At 37.2% G+C, this 242-nt stretch carries 1 protein-coding gene; it reads left to right on the top strand.

What is annotated here, in order from left to right:
• Window positions 1–58: 58 nt before the first annotated feature.
• Window positions 59–242: hypothetical protein (locus AOA59_RS32970; protein ID WP_218212241.1), on the top strand; the 184-nt coding region annotated here is incomplete at its 3' end.

Genomic DNA, 242 nt, shown 5'->3' on the forward strand with positions numbered 1-242 from the left:
CGATATGGATAGAACAATTTATCAAGATCATACCTTTATGGCTAGGTTTATCCGGCACATGATAAAGGATACCGAGCATGAAATAAAGGCTGAGGAATTAATTACATTAGCTGAAAAAATACGGGATGGTGATCATCCATTCAAGATAGGGGCCTTATATCATCCGAAAATGAAACTAGCTTTTAACCACTTAAATACAGTTTTAAGAGATGGGTGTACTTGGAGTGGTGATGCTATAGAGG

The organism is Pseudomonas sp. 2822-15 (genome assembly GCF_002742515.1).
Classification (GTDB): Bacteria; Pseudomonadota; Gammaproteobacteria; order Pseudomonadales; family Pseudomonadaceae; genus Aquipseudomonas; species Aquipseudomonas salomonii.